Origin of the sequence: Psychrobacter sp. Arc9 (genome assembly GCF_041431295.1) — a bacterium.
GTDB lineage: Bacteria > Pseudomonadota > Gammaproteobacteria > Pseudomonadales > Moraxellaceae > Psychrobacter.
Map to the genome: position 1 here is coordinate 83917 of NZ_JASMRK010000008.1, position 18264 is coordinate 102180.

Annotated in this window: 13 protein-coding genes; 10 read left to right on the top strand and 3 right to left on the bottom strand. The window is 42.1% G+C overall.

Features of this window, described 5'->3' with window-relative positions:
- Positions 1–394: 394 nt before the first annotated feature.
- The 3 genes from rlmD to cysM form a co-directional block, all read right to left on the bottom strand.
- Positions 395–1951 (bottom strand): 23S rRNA (uracil(1939)-C(5))-methyltransferase RlmD, encoded by a 1557-nt coding sequence (gene rlmD / locus QO187_RS06395; RefSeq protein ID WP_185156657.1) that lies wholly within the window; start codon positions 1949–1951, stop codon positions 395–397.
- 62 nt (positions 1952–2013) lie between these two features.
- Complete coding sequence (locus QO187_RS06400) at positions 2014–2838, bottom strand: 3'-5' exonuclease (RefSeq protein WP_102094596.1); 825 nt, start codon at positions 2836–2838, stop codon at positions 2014–2016.
- Between the two features lie 148 nt (positions 2839–2986).
- Positions 2987–3955 carry a cysteine synthase CysM gene (gene cysM, locus QO187_RS06405; RefSeq protein ID WP_102094597.1) on the bottom strand — a complete coding sequence of 323 codons (969 nt, stop codon included), beginning with the start codon at positions 3953–3955 and terminating at the stop codon, positions 2987–2989.
- Between the two features lie 591 nt (positions 3956–4546).
- Here cysM and QO187_RS06410 point away from each other — a divergent pair.
- The 10 genes from QO187_RS06410 (at position 4547) to tsf (ending at position 18144) form a co-directional block, all read left to right on the top strand.
- Positions 4547–8176 (top strand): ATP-binding protein, encoded by a 3630-nt coding sequence (locus QO187_RS06410; RefSeq protein ID WP_102094598.1) that lies wholly within the window; start codon positions 4547–4549, stop codon positions 8174–8176.
- Positions 8177–8399: 223 nt separating this feature from the next.
- On the top strand, positions 8400–9212 hold the full coding sequence (locus QO187_RS06415; protein WP_102094599.1) for a crotonase/enoyl-CoA hydratase family protein: 813 nt from the start codon (positions 8400–8402) through the stop codon (positions 9210–9212).
- Between the two features lie 355 nt (positions 9213–9567).
- On the top strand, positions 9568–10827 hold the full coding sequence (locus tag QO187_RS06420; RefSeq protein ID WP_101204230.1) for a multidrug effflux MFS transporter: 1260 nt from the start codon (positions 9568–9570) through the stop codon (positions 10825–10827).
- A 352-nt stretch (positions 10828–11179) separates the two neighbouring features.
- Complete coding sequence (locus QO187_RS06425) at positions 11180–12049, top strand: transporter substrate-binding domain-containing protein (RefSeq protein ID WP_102094600.1); 870 nt, start codon at positions 11180–11182, stop codon at positions 12047–12049.
- A gap of 12 nt (positions 12050–12061) precedes the next feature.
- On the top strand, positions 12062–14242 hold the full coding sequence (locus QO187_RS06430; RefSeq protein WP_102094601.1) for an ATP-binding protein: 2181 nt from the start codon (positions 12062–12064) through the stop codon (positions 14240–14242).
- A gap of 61 nt (positions 14243–14303) precedes the next feature.
- On the top strand, positions 14304–14666 hold the full coding sequence (locus QO187_RS06435) for a response regulator (protein ID WP_102094602.1): 363 nt from the start codon (positions 14304–14306) through the stop codon (positions 14664–14666).
- A 30-nt stretch (positions 14667–14696) separates the two neighbouring features.
- Positions 14697–15146, top strand: a complete 450-nt coding sequence (locus tag QO187_RS06440; protein ID WP_057758427.1) for a chemotaxis protein CheX — start codon at positions 14697–14699, stop codon at positions 15144–15146.
- Between the two features lie 35 nt (positions 15147–15181).
- Positions 15182–15631, top strand: coding sequence for a chemotaxis protein CheX (locus tag QO187_RS06445; protein WP_057758429.1), 450 nt, complete (start codon positions 15182–15184; stop codon positions 15629–15631).
- Between the two features lie 464 nt (positions 15632–16095).
- Positions 16096–16887: a 30S ribosomal protein S2 gene (gene rpsB, locus QO187_RS06450; RefSeq protein ID WP_057758431.1), complete on the top strand. Its 792-nt coding sequence runs from the start codon at positions 16096–16098 to the stop codon at positions 16885–16887.
- Between the two features lie 375 nt (positions 16888–17262).
- Entirely contained in the window at positions 17263–18144 is an 882-nt protein-coding gene (tsf, locus tag QO187_RS06455; protein WP_057758434.1) for a translation elongation factor Ts, read from the top strand.
- The last annotated feature ends 120 nt before the right edge of the window (positions 18145–18264 follow it).

Genomic DNA, 18264 nt, shown 5'->3' on the forward strand with positions numbered 1-18264 from the left:
ATTATAACCTCATCTACTATGCACACACTCTGAATTAACGATCCATAAAGTGTCAGCTATAAACCAATACAACTGCTAAAAATTTTATTTTTAGCAGCTATAAAATGCGCGTAAAATATATAAAGCTATGAGTGCAAATGCTTGCTATGTAGCGATTGGAAACATCATCAAAAACATAGGAAGATTGTTTACTATTATCTCATTTTAAAGTGACAAATCAAGCGAGCCTCTGTACGGCTGTGGTCAATTACGCTAAATAATGGATATTTATTAGCACAAACTTATCAAAGCTTTGAGTTAACTTAGATAATTGTAATAACGCTTAATTGTCTCTTTAATCAGGTTCAACTATCAGTCATTTTCAGCCATTAATCGTTTTTAAAGATTAATAATGTTAAACCGCTACTTTTTCAAAGCGAGCGATAGATTCAACATGACCCGTATGGCAGAACATATCCATCACGCCAGCATGAGTCAGACGATAGCCTTGTTCTAACAATGCTTTTGTATCACGAGCAAGAGTAGCTGGATTACAAGACACATAAACAATGCGCTCAGCATTAAATTTTGGCAAATATTGCATAATTTCCCAAGCACCAGAGCGCGGCGGATCAATCAATAGTGCGTCAAAGCCTTGGTTGGCCCATGGCTTATCAGTACAGTCTTGAGTCAAATCTTGACTATAAAACTCAGTATTGTTGATACCGTTGCGACGGGCATTGTCAGCAGCACGTTCGGTCATGGCCTCACTGCCTTCGACACCGACTACTGAGCCTGTCTCGCCAACGAGGCGCGCTAATGGTAAGCTAAAATTGCCCAAACCACTGAATAAGTCTAGTACGCGTTCGCCTGCTTTTAAGTCCAATAAGTCACAGGCAAGCTTGGTCATCTGACGGTTCACCGATAGATTTACTTGAGTAAAGTCTGTAGGGATAAATTCAAAAGTCAGATCATACTCTGGCAATTGATAATATAAACGCCCAAATTGCTCGCTCAAATCATCAGCGTCTGTCAACGCAATACGTTGGATGCTATCAACGCCTTTCGACTGCAAATATAGCTGCCAATTACGCGCCGCGAAAAAGACTTTTAGTTTGTCTATATCGGCATCTGACAACGGTTCTAAGTTACGTACGATGAGCGCAACTGGCTGATTGCCATCAGGTAGTTCTGGCAGTTGCTCACCCATTGCAAGCTCAAGCTGAGCAATCTTGTCACGGCTCTCTAAGGTGCTAATAAGCGTTTTTAGGTTTTCAATCTCAAAACCAATACGTGGATCTAGGATATGACACTCATTTAGCTCTGCTAAGAAATTACTTGAACGCTCGCGGAAGCCGACAAGCGCGGTTTCTTTTTTAACGACATAGCGTACGCCCAAACGTGCTTTGGTACGATAACCAAGACGATCACCGACCACAGGAGGGAGCCAATTTTCAGGTTCCGCGTTGGCTTGATGCATTAGCATTTCAGCCAGTACCGACTGCTTAAAGTTTATTTGACCATTTGGTTGCCAATGTTGCAAGTTACAACCGCCGCAGGTACCGAAATGCGGGCAGGGTGGTACAGCACGTTCAGGGTTTGGGTTGGCAGTTATACTAATGGCATCGCCTTCTTCAAAGCTAGCACGGCTGTTGGTTATTTTTACTAAGGCGCTTTCACCGGGTAGAGCAAAGCTAACAAAGATTTTTTTACCATGCTTGTCTTCAGCATGACCTTCAGCAACGTCAAAACCATTACCATACACAGCAACACCGCGACCATCATGTGATAAGCCATCTATATTGAATGGAATTGGCTCTGCGTCTTTTAGGCGACGACGTGTCTTTGATGATGGCTTTGATTTTTTCTTACTCGGCGGAATGACAATCGTTTGGGTGTCGTTTGTTTGAGCGTTACTGCTCTGCTCTGCCATATTAGATGCTGTAAATGTTTTTGAATCGGTGGGTTGCATAAACCTGCCTTAATAATAAATAACTAGAAGAGGGGAATAAAGAACTACTAATAATGCGAATTCTATAATTCAGGTGCAGATGACCAGTCAGCGATAAATTCTTGATGTCGCGGACTACCGTCAGCTTGGGTATACTTTGCCAGATAGTCATAGCTCTGCTGCTGCCAGGCATCAAAATCTTGTGAAGACAACTGTCCTGTTAGACGTAACCAGCGTAAATAAATAAGCCAAGTATTCATGACATCAGACTCACAGTATATAGATAGGGTCTGCCAGTCACCGCTACTAACAAGCGCGCCGACCATGCTACCATCTACGTCAGTTTTACCGGGTAATCCGTACAGACTTGCGACGACATCCATGGCTTCTCGGCGACTAGCACCATACTGGCTAAACCGATCCATCAAGTCCAGATGACGCGTATGAAAGCGATTAACATAGTTATCAAAGCGCATGTTTTTAATACGCTCGCCTTCTTCGAACAGCCATGGTGCTGACAAATCATATTGCATAGCACGATATATCAGTACAGGTATGTCAAAGCCCGAGCCATTCCAACTAATAAGTTGCGGCAATGTCTCAATGTCATTAAATGCTCTAAAGAACTTGGCTAGGATTTCTTTTTCACTAAATTTATCGGCAGTCAAAGAAAATAGCGATAACTTACCATCCTTGATGTACAGAGCTGAGATACAGACAATACGCTGTAGTGGCAGGCGCATAAAGTCGTGCCCTGCCTCTTGTGTACGTATGGCTGTCAGCGCGCTTAAGGCATCTGCATCGTTGAGATCGGCCAATTGCGGATAGATACGGCGTGCTGCATCGACATCGGCGACAGTCTCGATATCAAAAACCAATATAGGGTCGGATGGTAGCGCTTGTGACATAGATAATCCTGACTATTTATGAGCTTATAGTTAATTCATTATAAAAGAATAACAACACTGACCTTGCTTGAAGTATTACGTTTATATCTGCACTTGGCCGCTTTGCACTTCTTTTAAATTAACGATACTAAATGGTATTTCTTATGCATTAATTAACTTCTGCGTCATTGTCCGTATTGCTATCGTCAACGTTATATAAACCCGTTGATAAATAACGATCGCCACGATCGCAGACAATAAAGGCAATAACAGCATTAGGATTTGCTTTTGCCACTTGAGTCGCTGCCCATGCAGCTGCGCCCGAAGATACCCCAGCGAAAATACCTTCAGTTTTAGCCAATTTACGCATATATACTTCGGCAATACGCTGATCGATATCCATCACTTCGTCAATCAAATCTGCATCAAAAATACCTGGCATATAAGCTGCCGGCCAACGGCGAATACCAGCAATCGAAGCTTCTTCGTCAGGCTGTAAGCCGATGATTTTGACGTCTGGATTTTGCTCTTTTAAATAGCGCGACACACCGGTAATCGTACCTGTCGTGCCCATTGAACTTATAAAATGCGTAATTTTACCTTCTGTCTGTGCCCATAGCTCCGGGCCTGTAGCCAGGTAATGTGCTTGGCTATTATCAGGATTATTAAACTGATCCAATACCACCCCTTTGCCATCTGCTTGCATCTGCAATGCCAAATCACGCGCAGCTTCCATACCTTCGTCTACTTCAATCAGCGTTGCGCCATAAGCAATCATGGCATCTTTACGCTCTTGGGTAGAGTTGGTCGGCATCAGCAACGTTATCGGGTAGCCACGCATCGCAGCGACCATGGCCAATGCAATACCAGTATTGCCGCTAGTGGCTTCAATCAACATATCGCCAGGCTTGATATCACCGCGCTGTTCTGCTTGATAAATCATATTAAAAGCAGGACGGTCTTTTACAGAGCCCGCTGGATTATTACCTTCAAGCTTAGCTAGTACTGTGGCACCATTGGCAATTTGCTCTTGCTCAGGCAGACGTTGCAGTTTTACCAGCGGCGTTTGACCAACGCAATCAGCGAGGGTAGTGATTTGAGTGATAAAGTTAGCATTTGACATGGCCGTAGTGGACATAAATTATCCTTTTCTATTTTTTAAATATGTTTTTAATGACTTATTTTTGATGGAAGCGCTGTTTTTATTGTTTGATCATAATTTTAGACAGTCGCTTGGGTTATAGGTTTACAGTGATAAGCGAGCTAAAAACGAAAGGCATTAGAGTGCGCTCTCATATGTTATGACTATGAGCGATATATTGTGGTAAATAAAAAGTGGCTTTATTATATCATTTTGTTTTCAGCTGCGCTTATCGCATCAAGGATTAATAGTCACTGTATCAGGTCAATATCAATGTTACGTTGAAGGTTGCAAAAGTAGGACCATTGCTTAAAGCCATATTCTCTTTAACACAGAGTGGTTGGCACTCTAATTATAACGTTATTCATCACATGGAATGCCTAACCAGAACTTATAGAATCCTGTTAAGATAATCTTGAGCTGTATATCAATTGTCTTATCAGAACCAATTACTTTATTAACAATTAGTGGCTTCATTAAAAATAGCGCCTTACCCAGATGCTCTGAGATGATGCGCTGCAAGTATCACAAATACTGACATTATTACGAAAATTCACGGCAAGAACCTTAGTAGAGAGTAGACCTAGCATGGCATATAAAAAACGTTTCGATACCAGTAGTGCTTATGGTCAGCTGATCATACTGGTGTTTTTGCCTATCTGTGTGTTGGCAGCAGTAGGCGGCATTTTGGTATTTCACGAAACCATGCGTGCAAGCGACTCGGAGCAAGAAGTATTGGCCGAAGCGGTACTTATTCGTTATACACCAGTCATAGCTGAACTGATTCCTGAGCTGCTAGAACAAGAGCGCCAGCAAGTAGGGAGTAGTGCTGAGAGGACCCAGCAAGCGGCAATGACGACGCTAGAGGGTATCCAAGATAAGCTTGGACGTATGCAATCCGAGCAGCATGTACAGCGCATTGCCATTATTAATGAAGGAAATCAAATATTAGCAACAGTCGGCTATGGTCTCAATGAAGAATGGCCGCTAATCAGTGATTCCGCAAGCTTTTTATCACAACGCCCAACGCCTGTAGGCACAGCGTATGGCAGTGTATTGGGAGAGTTTGAAGGGCAGACATTGTGGTTGCTCGTGGATATGGATAATGAGCCGCTTTATATTGCACGCTACCGTATTGCGATGGCGTTAGTGATTACTGGCTTGTTTACTATCTTGATTCTACTACTGAGCTTAAATATCTATTCGAAACGTTGGATTGCCCCCATTTATGAGCTGCGGTTGCAGTTGCAGCGTACCCATGTCGATAATTTATACCAACCTGTACCCGTTGAGTCAGATGGTGAGCTGAATTTATTACAGCAAGATCTAGTCAGAACATTGCGCCGCCTACATAGAAGCTTTCAAGAGCTCAAAGACCATGCAGAGCAAACGGAAGATGATTTACGTTTGGCATTTGATGAGATGGAGATGCAAAACATTTCTATTCGAAATGCGCGCGATGCGGCAATTTCAACCAGTCAAGCCAAGTCTGCATTTTTAGCCAATATCAGTCATGAACTGCGTACACCATTGAATAGTATCGATGGCTTTATTAACTTGCTGGCACGTCACGGTGAGCTTAATCCTGAGCAGGACTTGTATGTACAGACCATACGTAAGTCCTCAGCACACTTGCTCGCTTTGGTAAATGATGTCTTAGATTTTTCTAAAATTGAGGCAGGCAAGCTGGTATTGGATCGTCATGAGTTCGATCTCTATGACACTATTTATGATGTGGTCGATATGCTATCTCCTGTTTCTGCGGAGAAGGGTTTGCGCATGGCAGTGCTGTTTTACAATGATGTGCCGATGCGTATCAATGGCGATGCGTTACGTCTTAAGCAAGTACTGACCAATATCGTTGGTAATGCCATTAAGTTCACGGATAGTGGTGATGTGGTGGTGCGTGTGAGCTTAGATGACCACCGTGATAATTATCTGATGATTAGCGTGCAAGATAGCGGAAAAGGCATTTCTCTGGCAGATCAAAAAATGCTGTTCCAAAGCTTTAGCCAAGGTGACCCATCAATCACACGTCAGTATGGCGGTACAGGGTTGGGTCTGGTTATCTCCAAACAGTTAACACGCTTGATGGGCGGTGATATTGGGTTTTATGATAATGCTCAAGAAAATATTGCCAACCAAGGTGCGACGTTTTGGTTTCGCATGCCGGCCCATGTCGATGTGCTAGAGGCAGCCACTGGTCAAACGATTGAATTACCAGTATTAGCGCCACTGGCAAGCGAGACCGATGAATTTAATGTACTGGTTTGGATCAATCATACTGCTTCAATACAAGTGCTCAAGGCTAGCTTGCAGTATTTGCCAATTAAGCTAACTCAAGCCAACTCATTACCGGGTGTGCTGGAGTCATTAAAAGAGCATGGTAATTATTGGGATTGGGTCATCGTTGATGATGACACGCAAGACGATATGATGGCGCTTCTCAAACAAATTCGTCTGCATTATCAAGGCAAGCTTGCTGTATTTGGCTACCAAGTAGCTGCCGATCAAGCGCTACTCAACCGCTATCATGCCAACATACTGTATGAGCCATTAGACAAAAGACAGCTATATGCGATGCTCGATACGCAAAGCCGTAGTAAACCGCAAAGCCTGCAAGAACCACGCTGGAAAGGTGTCACGGTACTGGCAGTTGATGACCATTTGCCCAATTTACTAGTGCTTGATGCTCTATTAAGCGAGCTGGGTATTCAGGTAGTCACGGCGAGCAGTGGGTTTGATGCTATCGAGATTATCAGTAAACAGCAAACCAAAAACATCAAAACTGCCAAGAGCGATAAGCAAAGCCTATCGAATAAAACGCAACTTTCTAAAGCAGAAACACGTGATGAGATAAATAAGAAAACAAACAGCGCGTTCTATCATGAGGACACGAGCGCTGACGATAAGGCGGCTACTCAAGACAGAGATAATATTGATTTGATATTTATGGATATTCAAATGCCGCGTATGTCAGGTCATGAGGCGGCTAAGCAGATTCGAAATATCGAAAATGTGGACAGCCGCATTCCTATTATCGCTCTGACAGCTCACGGGTTAGCAGATGAACGAGACAAACTTATAGCCAGCGGTATCAATGACTATGTCGGCAAACCGATTAGCCAACCTCAGTTATTGCAAGTGCTACAGAAATGGCTTGGTCGTAAGAGTACCACACCACAATTGACCGCATTGCCCGATACAGATTTGCAAAGCTTTGGCTTACAGCATTCTGATTTGCAGAGTGATAATTTACAAGGTGCTAATGTACAAGGTGCTAATGTACAGAGTATCGACTCATCAGAAGCTGAGCTAACTGCTATTGACTCGTTGCGTGGTTACTCAATCAATGACAATGATTTATCGAACGACTTGCTCTCCAACAATGTAAATGGGCAAGAGACTCAAGCCAGTTCAGATATGTCTTCAGATACATTAACCGCTACTTATCCAATAATAAGAGGAGACGGGGTAGATCGTAATAGTACTTCTGTCAGTAGCGAGCCGAAAATTACCCGTCCACTATCCCTGAAAAAAATCCGTGATGACTATCTACGCGATAGTCAGCCTCGTGAAGGCTATAGACGAGATACTGCGCGTGATATTCAACCGCGCTATGAGAGCTTACGTCTACAAAAACAAGGTCAGTCACCACTACTACAATTAACAACAAAATCTATCGACAACTCTCCAGATAGAAGCTCTCAAGACCAAAGCTCTCATGATAGTGCAACTAACGCTAATTCGACTCTACACGAGCAAATCAACAATGACCTTAGCCAAAATAATATAAGCAAAAGCGATACCTCAAACATTTTAGATTGGCAAGATGCGCTCACTCGTTCAGCGAATAAACCTGAATTGGCGGCCAAGCTTATTATCATGATGATCGATACTATCAATGATGAAAAGCAGGCACTCATTCAGGCATGGGAAGCGCATGACCGCAATATGTTGGCACAAATTGCCCATCGTATATTGGGTGGGAGTCGATATACAGGTGTACCACAATTGCGTCAGGCTAGCCAAGATTTGGAAGATAAGTGCTTGCTGAATGTACAGCATACGACACCTGTGCAATTTGCAATGATTGAGCCATATTATGAGGCATTATTAACGGCGCTAGACAACTTGCAAAAGGTGGATTTATCTTCTTATCCGCAGCTTAATTATCATCGCTTAAGCGAAAATGACATGACGTGGAAAATGATATAAGTTGAAGATGAGGTAATAAGGTCAGAATCATTTAGGTCCAGAGAGCGATAGGTAGCCTCGTTAGATTTGCTTATCGCTATCAGCTAGACAAACTGTGTGTGCTGTATATGAAACTGACTATAGTATCGTGGCAGTCAGTTATTACTACGGTACAACAAAGACAAGCCTGCTAATATTGTGAATATCAGCACCATATTTATTTTATTCATTAATAAGGATTGTTATGAACGCGATTGCAAGTTACCAGTATGAGACCTTACAAGTTAGTATTACAGACAACATACTGACGGTTACCTTAAATCGTCCACATAAAAAAAATGCCATGAGTTTTCAGGTAATCAATGAGCTGATTAAGCTGGCAGGTCGTATTAGCAAAGACAGAACCATACGCGCGGTCATTCTAAATGGGGCAGAGGGGACGTTTTGTGCAGGGATCGACTTAGGGGACTTAAATCATCCAAAGAATACAGCATTTGCGCTTTGGGAGTTGATTAAGCCATGGCAAAGTGCGTTCCAACGGGTGTGCTTGGTATGGCGTGATCTACCAGTACCTGTCATAGCAGTATTGGAAGGGTATTGTATCGGCGCTGGGTTGCAGTTGGCGTTGGCTTGTGACATACGTATCAGCCATCCTGACTGTCAACTATCTATTATGGAAGCTAAATGGGGGTTAGTGCCAGATATGGGACTGACCCAATCGGCATTTGGAGTTCTAAGAGAAGACACTTTAAAAGAGCTCGCCATGAGCGCTCGTATCATCGATGCTAATGAAGGCAAAGAATTAGGCTTGATTAGCCATTGTAGTGAAGCACCTCTTGAACAGGCACAAAAGCTTGCTGCCGAGTTTGCAGAGCGCTCTCCTGATGCGGTTCTAGCAAGCAAACGCGTGATAAATGCGATGTACGATCAACCTGCTAAGACTTTATATAAAGAAAAAGCATGGCAGCTTAAAATGATGCTTGGTCGCAATCGTAAGCTTGCTCTTAGAAAAGCAAAGCAGGCCAGCACCTTATTTGGCAAACGTCAATTCCGCTAAATTTTTGCTATCAGTAAATTTTCTAGTGTTATTTTCGTTTGATTCATTCTAATAAAAGAAATTGCTACCTAAGAAAACCAGACATATTTTGATAAATTATTTTGACGATTTTTAATTGTTAACGGTTGTTTCGCCATTATCTTATAGCCATTGAAATGCAAGCAGATAGCACGATATAGCATTGTCTGCTTGCACCGATGTGGGTAAAGATGCACTATTGTTGTTAAAGGTATCTATTTTGATTACTGGATAAGCCAGTAAAACGAGAAGAGCCTAATTAATAACTTGTACAAGCAATTAAACGTCGAAAAATAAAATATCAAAAATAATAGCCACTATATAAAACGGTCTAAATATGTCTGCTTCAAAACCCTCCCTTCCAAACAAACCTATCGCTTCTGAACGAGTGCGCTCTGCTGATTTGCCTGTTGCATGGATTATGATGCTTGGGCTGATGGTTGCGGTGGGCCCATTATCCATTGATATGTATCTGCCAGCGCTACCATCGATGGCCGATGATTTCGGTGTTTCAACGGCCTTTATGGCCAACTCTGTCCCTGCATACTTTTTAGGTTTGGTATTTGGGCAACTATTTTACGGACCCTTCAGTGATCGTGTTGGCCGTGTCAAACCCTTATATATAGGTATGACGTTATACGTTATCGCTTCTATCCTTTGTGCGACCACTGACAATGAGTACGTGCTTTTTGCAGGCCGTACTTTACAAGCATTGGGCGCATGTGTCGGTGCAGTAGTTACTCGCGCTGCGATTCGAGATCGTCTCACTGCCAAACAAACGGCAAAAGCTTTTTCCATCATGATTTTAGTGATGGGCTTAGCACCCATATTGGCACCATCGCTTGGCGCGCTATTCTTACAGTTTTTTGATTGGCACTCTATCTTTTGGTTCTTAGCTGCATTTGGCGCTCTAAACTTGCTACTTACTAAGTTTTTCTTTTTTGAAACTTTGACAGAAGAAAATCGCAACGTACGCCCTGCAAGAGAAGTGCTCAGTCAATATTGGGATTTATTAAAAGACCCGACTTTTAACTATCCAGCAATTGGTGGCGGGTTGTTAATGGGAGCGATGTTTGTCTATATCAGCTCCGCTTCAGAGCTAATCATGGATACTTATGGCGTCTCAGCGACACATTTCGCTTGGTTGTTCGGAATGAATGCGGCGGGTTTTGTCGGTTTGACTCAGTTGAACCAATGGCTTACCAACCGCTTTCGAATACTAAGTATTTTGCGATTTGGGGCAATGATGCAGGTTATCTCCGCGGGCGTGCTATTTGTGACTGGCTTACTTTTAGGGACGGATGCTTGGTTGCCACTGGTGCTGGCTTGTATTTTCTTTTGTATCGCAGGACTGGGTCTGACTCAGCCTAATGCTTCTGCAATTGCGCTCGCTTTTCAGAAACGCCGTGCTGGTATGGCAAGTGCACTACAAGGTTCGCTAATGTTTTCAGTCGGTATCTTTGGCGGGTTATTATTGAACCTGTTTCCAGTCAATCCAGTCCTCAAGGTCGGTATTGCTCTGTTCTCACTAATGAGTTTCGGTTCTTTCCTGATTTGGAAGATTGATCGTAATCTAAATTTGGACGATGCAGAGTAAAAGCATCTCTATTTTAAGTTAACTGTATTTTGAGAAGCACTCATACGTTCACAGCGTATAAGTGCTTTTTTTGTGTTGAATAATTATTCAGTTAAGGATCAAGTCTTATAGAGACTTTAAGTAGCAACGGTTATCAGACTTTAGTAAACATAAGTTGTTCCGAATTATATGCTGTATTTTTTATATATAACTAACTCTAAATAATGACCAAACATAATTATTGCAATCATGAAATTAGGCAAGTACTATCTAGCGTAACTTTCTGTAAGTTAATATGTATAGACATTGCTTAACCTTGCTAGAATGTCAATTAATTAAAATGTAAAACAACGTTAGGTTTCAAGGATAGATTATGAAGCAGTTATATCGAGCGTTACCGATTTTATTGAGTGTGGGCCTATTTGGCTGTGGTAATTCTGCTACTCAAGAAAATGCAAGCGCCCCAGTAAAGGAAAATACAGATAGCTTTGTGAGTAAGCTACCTGATACAGCGCCAACATTGAAAGTTGCCATGACTGGTGATTTGCCGCCTTTTTCGTTCCAAGATGACTATGGCAATATGCAGGGCACTGATGTTGATTCAATTCGTGCTATTGGTGAAGAGCAGGGGTTCAAAGTCGAGTTTTATAAGGAAACTTGGCAAGACATGTTCGATAGCGTCGAAACAGGAAAGCGTGATCTAGCGATTTCTGGTATTTCTTACAAAGACGATCGGGCAGTGAGATATGGTCTATCAACACCATACTTTTTCAACCCAGCTACTATCATGTATTTGGAAGGTAAGTTCGATATAAAAGGCTTAAACGATATAAAAGGTCTAAAAGCAGGTACGTTAGAAGGCTCTAAAGAAGAAGACACACTAAAAGAGATGGGTAGTTCAGTGGAGCTAATTTCGAGATCTACAGCATTTTTGGCGTATCAGGATTTGGTTCAAGGTAATACGGATGTCTTCTTGTACGATATGCCAGTCTTGCAATATATCGTCAAAGGCTATCCTGAGCATAAAGTGAAAATTGTACCCTATGAAGCTGCAGATGCACCTTCAGCCCAACAAGTGGTGCTCATGGCAAAAGAAAATACTCAGCTTATCAAAACGGTTAATGAAGGTATTGCCAAACTAAAAGAAAAAGGGACATTTAAAGAAATTGAGGCGCGCTGGTTGGGTGAAGCTGACCCTGCTGAAAAGAGCGACTCTGACACCAATACTAAGCAATTGAACTAAGGAATTCTGAAGATGGCAACCGTACCTAATGTCGACAATAAGCGCTATCAAGGTCTGATTATTTCAATTGCACTATTTTTATCTCTAATCGGTGCTTTGCTAGCGTTCACGTTTTATACCTCAAACTTATTAGAACGAAACACGGCTTTAATTGACCAAACTAACCAAGTGGCAAACAGTGCACAGGCAGTAATTAAAGATCTTTTCGATTTAGACAGTAGTTATGGTGAGGATACTAACTCTCCACACATACAACGAGTGCTAAGCCGTTTAGAACAAAATACTGCGCTAATCACTAGCTCGATTGCTGCTATTGAGCAAGGCAGTACAATCACAGATGCAGAAGGTAATAGCTATGACTTGCCAAAAATTGATAGTCAAGCACAAACCAATATTGCTGCGGCCAATGAGCAATGGAAAGCGCTAGAGCCTAAGATTCAAACATATCTAAAAGATGCTGATAATATCATGGTAACGTCTGCTGATGAATTGACGCAGGCCGTTGAACAGGCGAAAACATCAAGTTTGTTTATTAACGATTCTTTGGATAATTTGACAAAAGACGTGTTCGATAGTGCACAACGTCAAGCAACTACCATTCGTCTTATTCAGGTGCTTGGTGTTGCCGCTATCTTTACCTACTTCCTAATCTTCGTATTCTTCTTTGTACGTCGTCTACGTGAGACGGATGCTGAAGCACTTGCCGCTCGCCAAGAAACGCAAGAGATTATGGAAACGGTAAATACAGGTCTTTTCCTACTGGATAAAGACTTGAATATTGGTCAACAGCATTCTCGAGCGCTGAACAATATCATCGGTTCTGATAGCTTGGCAGGGGAAAACTTTACCAATGTTTTGCGTGGCCGTATCTCTGATAAAGACCTCAAGACCACCCAGCAATTCATTGAACAGCTCTATAACCCTCGCGTTAAAGAAAAGCTGGTAGATTCACTTAACCCGTTAAACAAGGTCATGCTGCATAACTTATCTGACGACAAGAGTCTTGATAATCGCTTCTTGGATTTTAAATTCTCACGTGTTTATGACAATAAAGACATTGCCCGTATCTTGGTCAACGTGAACGATGTATCAGATGCAGTCTACTTAGAACAGCGCCTAGAAAAAGAGCGTTCGCAAAACGATATGCAGATTGAGATGTTAACGACTATCTTGAATGTGAATCCAAAGATTATTAATGAGTTTATTGGTAATACCCAAGCACATATCGAGAAGATGAATAATATCTTAAAAAATCCTGGTAGCTCACAATATGAGCTTGAAGGTAAATTAAAAGCTATTTATCGTGAAATGCATAGCTTAAAAGGTGAAGCATCAGCACTAAAACTACACAGCTTTACGAAGATTGCTTCTGATGCTGAAGACAAGTTGCATGCATTGCAAAACCAAGGTCAGTTGTCTGGTAATGACTTCTTACCATTGGCGGTACATTTGGATGATTTGCTTAGCTTATCGAATACAATTGCGACATTGGGTGAGCGTATCAACCGCTCAGCACCGACAGCAGCTAAGTCGTCAACCGTACAAGCACCAGTCGCTACTCAAAGTCCAGTAGCAGACCATGCAGCTAGCAATGCTGACTTCGATGGTGGGCTAGATATCGACTTAGACAATGAAGCAGATGACGATTTATTGTCTTTTTACAATGAGTTTACAAAAGAGATTGCTGCCAGACAAGGCAAGCGAGTACAGCTAAAAAGTACGACGCTGACCCAAACCAGCATTCCGGCGCATCTTGCAAAGCCAATCAAAGAAATCAGTATTCAGTTGCTGCGTAATGCGGTAGTCCATGGTATCGAGTCGCCAAGTGTGCGTCATGCTACTGGCAAAACTGACATTGGGACCATTGATTTGGAAGTACAGGACAACGGTTCAAACTTTATGTTGGTTGTGCAAGACGACGGACAAGGCATCAACTACGACAGCATCCGTAATAAGCTGATTGAAGAAGGTCGTTTCGGTACGGAAGAGGCAAATCAGCTTAGCAAAGGTGACTTGCTCAAACAGCTGTTCTCTTCTGGATTCTCTACCAAAGAGCACGCAGATGAAGATGGTGGTCGCGGTGTTGGACTTGATATCATTAAAGCAAAAGTAAAAGAGTATGATGGCAAACTTAACGTAAATAGCGAGCTGGGTCAGATGACGCGGTTTGTCATTACTTTACCTAAAGCTTAATCAAAATAGTAATTATATTGTCAGGGACGACAAGCATTTCATTAAAGGTAGTAGATAAGTTATGCATAAGTTAATGATTGTTGATGATTCAAATATTATTAGAAACCGTATTCAGCGCGCATACGATTCAGGAAAGTTCATGTTGGTTGCGACAGCGACCAGCGGTGTTCAAGCCATCGAAAAGTTCAATGTCCATCGTCCTGATGTGATCACTATGGACCTAACCATGCCACAAATGGATGGGCTAGAGTGTATTGAAAAAATCATCGCGATTTATCCTGAAGTACGCATTTTAGTGGTATCAGCGTTATCGGATAAAGCCACCGGCATTGAAGCACTGTCGTTAGGTGCTAGCGGATTTTTGTGCAAGCCTTTTTCGGAAGAGAAGCTTGTAGAGTCTTTGTATGAGCTGATACAAGACTAATACCATTCATCGACCAAAGCAGATGTCATTATGAAAGAGCAAAAGCTACAGATTTTTTTAAGTATTATTAGTAATTATTTTGACCAGTTTGGTGGAGAAGAGCTTATTGCTGATACTCCTTACTTACTAGAAAACAAACAGCCAAAAGTCCACGATTATACGGGCGTGATTGGTATATCTGGTGGCCAAAAAGGCGTGGTGTATTTTTCGGCGACGCGTGACTTGCTGTCTTCAATATTAGACAGCATGGGCGAAACCGATAAAAGTGAAGAGAACTATGTAGATCTGGCTGGGGAAGTGGCCAATACCATCGCAGGCAATGCACGCAAAGAGTTTGGCTCAGAGTTTCATATCTCTGTACCATTTGTGTTCAAAGGTGCGCCGCAAAGTATTGTATTGCCGAACGATGAGCGTTCTTTTATCATCCCCATCACTTGGCATTCTCAAGTAGGCGAGATTGTGGTTTGCTTGCAAGACTAATGCTGCTACGTAATACAGATGGATATTAATATATTATGGTTAAAGTAGAAAAATTGGGTGTGTTTCTAAGCTCGATCAATGCGTTTTTTGCGCAAATCGATGGCTCGGAAGTGTCAATTGATACCCCTTACTTGAACAACAACAAAAGCGCGATTGGCTTTGATTATAGCGGTGTCATTAAGATATCAGGGCCTTTGGAAGGCTGCGTCTATGTCAGTGCACCAAGCGTGATGTTGCGAGAAGTCATCAAAGTGATGGGCGAGCCTGACTCTTCAATCACGATGATGAAAGATTTGTTGGGTGAAATGGCCAATACAATCTCAGGTAACGCTCGTACAGAGTTTGGTTCAGAGTTTATTATCTCTCCGCCGCACATTGTAGAGAGTGCGCCAAGCGTGTCTTATTTACCTAAAGACCGTCAAAGCTACATCACACCATTTACGTGGCGTGGTTACAAGGCGGTCATTGGTATTTGCATTGCATAAGTTATAGTCAATCACTCTGTAAACGAGTGATAACTATAAAAGAGTGACGGCGGTAACCCTGCTTGAAAAATAGCTGTTAAAAAGACAATCATGAAAAAAGCGATGCAAATGTGTCGCTTTTTTTGTTTTATTATCGCCATAGTTTGTTTTTATCTTATTGATACGCTACGAATAAACTGCTGGAGATTCTAAGACGTTATGTGATAAAATACAGCGCAGCTATTTTTTATAATTCACTTTATAGTTTAGATTTGGGCATTTGCTTCAATCTAGCGATAGCTTCTTTTTTAAACCAACCAATGACACACACATCATGGCAAAAAATTGCTGGGTGTTTGGCGACTTGATTAATTTGTGATCTGTTAGTGCATTACTAATGAAAACTAACTGGTAGCAGATGCGTGTCGCTAAATAGGCTGTTTTTGTGATGTGGAGGCATAACCCAACCAATAGGATATATTCTCATGGCTACAAAGAATCCAACCAAAATCGAAATGCGCGACTTACTACAAGCAGGCGCTCACTTTGGTCACCAAACACGTTTTTGGAACCCAAAAATGGGTCCATACATCTTTGGCGCACGTAACAAAATCCATATCATCAACTTAGAGCACACCGTAAAAGCGTTCAACGAAGCGTTGACTTACGTAAACGGCCTAGCTGCTAAGAAAAACAAAGTATTATTTGTTGGTACTAAACGCGCTGCAAGCGGTATCGTACGTGAGCAAGCAGCTCGCGCTGGCATGCCATACGTTGACCATCGCTGGTTAGGTGGTATGTTGACTAACTGGAAAACTCTACGCCAGTCAATCAACCGTCTAAAAGAGCTAGAAAAGCAAGCAGAAGACGGTACTTTCGCTAAGCTAACTAAGCGTGAAGCGCTAGAGCGTACTCGCGATATGGAAAAACTTGAGCGTTCACTAGGTGGTATCAAAGACATGGGCGGCCTACCTGACGCTATCTTCGTAGTAGACGTAGATCACGAAGCTATCGCTATTAAAGAAGCCAAGAACTTGGGTATCCCAGTTATCGGTATCGTTGATACTAACTCTAGCCCAGACAACGTTGACTACATCATCCCAGCTAACGATGATGCTATCCGTGCTGTGACTTTGTACGTAACTTCTATGGCTGATGCTATCATCGCTGGTAAAGAATACGCACAAACTCAAGCTGGTGGTAAAGCTGAGCAAGCACCTGCTGCAACTGAAGAAGCGCCAGCTGCAGAAGAAGCTGCTGCAACTCCAGCAGAATAAGTAGCTGACTTAAAAAGTTTAACTTTGTAAGGATGTCTTGATAGTGTATCTATCAGCATCCATATAATGTTTTGAACAGCGTATAAGCTCATAATAGGCATGATGTAGTTTTACTCGTCATGCCTTGTTATTGAATAAAGCCTTATTAATAATGCCATGCGTATAAGCGAGTAGCTATTGGGCGAGTATTATCGCTCCTACTGGTCATATCGCTATATTGTAGAGATGTTATTTATTTGACATCATTGATGGCTATATTAGTAATCGTTCAAAACGAGCTGTCTGCTAGATTTTAAGTAATACGAAGATATCGAATAGAAATACAGCATTTAGAAATACAGCACTCCTATACATAACTATACTAAGGTGACTCTTATGACAGAAGTAAAAGTATCTGCCAAAATGGTAAAAGAATTGCGTGACCGTACTGGTCTTGGCATGATGGAATGTAAAAAAGCGTTAGAAGAATCAAACGGTGATGTTGAAGTTGCCATTGATAACCTACGTAAATCTGGTCAAGCTAAAGCAGCTAAAAAAGCGGGTAACATCGCAGCTGACGGCGCTATCATCATCGCTCAAGGCGAGAACAAAGCATTCTTGTTAGAAGTTAACTGCCAGACTGATTTCGTTGCAAAAGATGACAGCTTCACTGCATTTGCAGAAAAAGTTGCTAACCTTGCACTAGAAAACAACGTAACTGACGTTGCTGCTATCTCTGAATTGTCTTATGGCGAAGGTCAGACTGTTGAAGAAGCACGTGTATCTCTAGTACAGAAAATCGGTGAAAACATCCAGATTCGCCGTGTTGAAACCCTTGAAGGTGCTAACATTGCTGCATACCGTCATGGTCTACGTATCGGTGTAGTTGTATCTTTTGAAGGTGGCGACGCTGACACTGGTAAAAACCTTGCTATGCATATCGCTGCATTCAACCCTGTTGCTGTAGATGACGAAGATGTTGCTGCTGATGTATTGGCACGCGAAAAAGACATTATCGAAGCAAAAGCTCGTGAGTCTGGCAAGCCTGACAACATCGTTGAAAAAATGATCGAAGGTGGCCTACGTAAGTACCTAGACGAAGTAACTTTACTACGTCAGCCATACGTTATGGACAACGACAAAAAAGTTGGTGAAGTCCTAAAAGCTGAAGGCGTAAAAGTACTTGGCTTCAAACGTCTAGAAGTTGGTGAAGGCATCGAGAAGAAGCAAGAAGACTTCGCTGCTGAAGTTGCTGCAACTCAGGCTGCTAACAAGTAAGTACCAAATAGTGTTGGATCAGGCTGTGAGTCCTTGATTGTAGCTCACAGTTTGGCTTTATTACTCTTAATGCATCAAGATATAAAGCATCACGATATAAAGCATCCAGACATAAAAAAG

Excerpts from the sequence above, each read along its gene's own strand:
- rlmD (WP_185156657.1), bottom strand. The coding sequence starts at position 1,951 with ATGCAACCCACCGATTCAAAAACATTTACAGCATCTAATATGGCAGAG.
- QO187_RS06400 (WP_102094596.1), bottom strand. The coding sequence starts at position 2,838 with ATGTCACAAGCGCTACCATCCGACCCTATATTGGTTTTTGATATCGAG.
- cysM (WP_102094597.1), bottom strand. The coding sequence starts at position 3,955 with ATGTCCACTACGGCCATGTCAAATGCTAACTTTATCACTCAAATCACT.
- QO187_RS06410 (WP_102094598.1), top strand. The coding sequence starts at position 4,547 with ATGGCATATAAAAAACGTTTCGATACCAGTAGTGCTTATGGTCAGCTG.
- QO187_RS06415 (WP_102094599.1), top strand. The coding sequence starts at position 8,400 with ATGAACGCGATTGCAAGTTACCAGTATGAGACCTTACAAGTTAGTATT.
- QO187_RS06420 (WP_101204230.1), top strand. The coding sequence starts at position 9,568 with ATGTCTGCTTCAAAACCCTCCCTTCCAAACAAACCTATCGCTTCTGAA.
- QO187_RS06425 (WP_102094600.1), top strand. The coding sequence starts at position 11,180 with ATGAAGCAGTTATATCGAGCGTTACCGATTTTATTGAGTGTGGGCCTA.
- QO187_RS06430 (WP_102094601.1), top strand. The coding sequence starts at position 12,062 with ATGGCAACCGTACCTAATGTCGACAATAAGCGCTATCAAGGTCTGATT.
- QO187_RS06435 (WP_102094602.1), top strand. The coding sequence starts at position 14,304 with ATGCATAAGTTAATGATTGTTGATGATTCAAATATTATTAGAAACCGT.
- QO187_RS06440 (WP_057758427.1), top strand. The coding sequence starts at position 14,697 with ATGAAAGAGCAAAAGCTACAGATTTTTTTAAGTATTATTAGTAATTAT.
- QO187_RS06445 (WP_057758429.1), top strand. The coding sequence starts at position 15,182 with ATGGTTAAAGTAGAAAAATTGGGTGTGTTTCTAAGCTCGATCAATGCG.
- rpsB (WP_057758431.1), top strand. The coding sequence starts at position 16,096 with ATGGCTACAAAGAATCCAACCAAAATCGAAATGCGCGACTTACTACAA.
- tsf (WP_057758434.1), top strand. The coding sequence starts at position 17,263 with ATGACAGAAGTAAAAGTATCTGCCAAAATGGTAAAAGAATTGCGTGAC.